Raw genomic sequence first — 2,709 nt, forward strand, 5'->3', positions numbered from 1 at the left:
GTATGCGGCGTCTCCGCCCCATTGATTTTTGGTTGCAACGGTCAGGTCTAGCGCTTGCAGATGGTCCTATGAGCACGCCGGGGAGTCCCGGACGTGCTCATTGTGAGGCGCTGATCCGTTGCGCATAGGCCCAGGGCATGAGGGCGTCGATGTCTTTGGCGAGGTGGCCATTGGCGAGGCTGATGAAGAGATCGCGCAGGTAGGCGTATGGCTCAACGCGGTTCATCTTGCATGTGCCGATCAGGCTGGCGAAACGGGCCCAATTACGGCCGCCTTCATCATGGCCGGCAAAGAGTGCATTGCGGCGGTTCATGGCTGGACTTCTGATCGCGTTTTCGACGAGGTTGGAGTCGATGTCGACGCGGCCGTCGTCCAGGAACAGCCGGAAGCCGGCCTGGCGTTTCAGCATATAGGCCATGGCCTCGCCGAGGTCGGACTTGCGCGAGACGCGTGCGGCCTGAGCTGTCAGCCAGGTGAAGAACTCGTCCACCAGCGGGCGGGACAGGTTCTGGCGGACAGACCGGCGATGATCGGGATCACAACCTCGGATACTGTCCTCGATCTTGTAGAGGGCGGCGATGCGCAACAACGCCTCGTCGATGATGGGCGAACCCTTCTTCGGCTGGGACTTGATCAGTTTTCTGCGGCCATGTGCCCAGCAGAAGGCCACCCTCAACGGATCGCCGCCCATGCGTTTTGGCGTGGCGAGGTGGGAGTAGCCGCCATAGGCATCTACCTGGATCGTGCCGTTGAAGCCGTCGAGGATTTCTGCGGCATATTCGCCTTTACGCCCAGGCCGATAATGAAACGCCACGCCCGGCGGCGCAGATCCGCTCCAGCCGCGGTCGTCGCGCAGAATAGCCCAGAGATAGCCAGTTTTCGTCTTGCCGCGCCCGGGATCCAACACCGGAGCCGTGGTCTCGTCGACATATAGTCGTGAGCTACCCTGTTTCAGGACCATGGCCATGTGGTCTACCACCGGCGCGATCACAGCGCCCGTCCGGCCCAGCCAGTCGGCCAGGACGGTGCGGTCGATCGGCACTCCGTGTCGGGCCATGACCGCGGCCTGCCGGTTCAGCGGCATGTGTTCGGAATGCTTGGACACGGCGATCTGCGCCAATAGGGCTTCGGTCGGCCAGCTACCTTCCAGCAAATGCGCCGGCGCCCTGGCCTGAACCACGCCCGTGCGCCCCTTGGGGCAAGCGTATTTCGGGCGGATCGTGACGATCACCTGATAGCGCGCCGGGATATGATCGAGCCGCTCCGTCCGGTCTTCGCCAATCCGGACCATGTTCCCGCAACCACAGGGGCAGGCAATGCTATCAGGCTCGATCACCTGTTCGACGCGCGGCAGGCTCTTGGGCAGCGCGCGCGCCTTGCGTTGCCTGCGTGAAGCAGTCTTTTCGCAATTGGCTGTGCTGGCCGCGATCTTTTCCTCGACGAAGGCGATCTGGGCCTGTGTTTCGGCAATTGCCGTCTCCAGGTCCTCCAGCGCCAGTTCCATCTGCGTCGGATCGAGCTTTTCCGACTTCGGCCCGAACTTCGTGCGGCGGTAGTCCTGAACCTGGCTCTCCAGCTTCTCGATCAGTTCCTTCAACTCGGTGATGAAGGCGTCCTTTTCAGCCACCACCGCCTGCTCATGCTGACGGGCCGCACGCTCGACCGACAGCTCGAACTGTACGGCCGCAAAGGCGTTCACCACCTCTGAAGGCAGGTCCGGGAACCGGCTGAGATCAATGGGCGCAGACATGCGCCTTCATAGCAAATCGAAGCAAAAAGCCCAATAAAACAACGCCAAAACCGAACAGGTGAGTCACCCTGCCGCAGTCGGCGGCGCTACCCGCTGCGCCACCACGCGTCGCCAGTCAAGACCTTCGAACAAGGCTTCGAACTGCCCCCGCGACAGCCGCATCGTTCCATCCTGCACTTTGGGCCAGGCAAAGCTGCCCTGTTCCAGGATTTTGTAGGTCAGCACCATTCCGGTGCCATCCCATACCAGGATTTTTAGACGATCCCCGCGCTTCGACCGGAAGATCACGGTGACCCCGGAGTGCGGATCAAGCTTCAACTCGGTCTGCACCATCAATGCCAGCGCCTGATGGCCACAGCGGAAGTCCACCGGCCGCGTCGCGATCAGGATCGGTAATCGTTGGCCCGCGACGATCATGCCGTCCCGCGCATCGCGCGCACCAAGGCCGCGACCCGATCAACCGGTACATCGCCGGGAACCCTAACCACCAGGTCTGCGCCTATTTCTACCGTCACGATCCCGGAAATGATCTCAACCGGCTCCAGAACCGGCAAAGCATCGGTAGCCGTCTTCGGCTCCGCCGTGATCGCAAGTGGCACAAAGGCGGGTTCGACAGGCCCGTTCTCAAAGGGCGGCACGGCCGTCATCAGTTCAGCAGGCAGCGTCAGAAGACCTTGACGCGCCTGCCGTCGCCAGTCCGAAAGCTGATGCGCAGCGAGATCATAAAGACGCGCAACATCAACAACCCGCGCACCGGGCTGAAGGCTCTCCGCTACAATCCGCGCCTTCAGATCATTCGGCCATCGCCGGTTTCCACGACGAGGCTCGACAACTTCGCATCGCCCAACAAATCCCTCACCATCCGCCATGCCAAATCTCCAGCTCTTGCCGAAAATCTTCTGGCAGAAACCTCAATGTTCAGAAACACGCGAAATCAATGGGATGTAGGCGGCGCATAC

Annotated in this window: 3 protein-coding genes; all 3 read right to left on the minus strand. The window is 61.5% G+C overall.

Annotated elements, in window-relative coordinates; genetic code table 11:
* Positions 1–97: 97 nt before the first annotated feature.
* Entirely contained in the window at positions 98–1,750 is a 1,653-nt protein-coding gene (gene tnpC, locus AC0L2Z_RS35120; RefSeq protein WP_473630607.1) for an IS66 family transposase, read from the minus strand.
* Between the two features lie 63 nt (positions 1,751–1,813).
* Complete coding sequence (gene tnpB / locus AC0L2Z_RS35125) at positions 1,814–2,167, minus strand: IS66 family insertion sequence element accessory protein TnpB (RefSeq protein ID WP_473630608.1); 354 nt, start codon at positions 2,165–2,167, stop codon at positions 1,814–1,816.
* Positions 2,164–2,619, minus strand: coding sequence for an IS66-like element accessory protein TnpA (gene tnpA / locus AC0L2Z_RS35130; RefSeq protein ID WP_473630609.1), 456 nt, complete (start codon positions 2,617–2,619; stop codon positions 2,164–2,166). Before tnpA ends, tnpB begins: the two co-directional genes overlap by 4 nt.
* Positions 2,620–2,709: the final 90 nt, after the last annotated feature.

The organism is Mesorhizobium sp. WSM4850 (genome assembly GCF_055811735.1).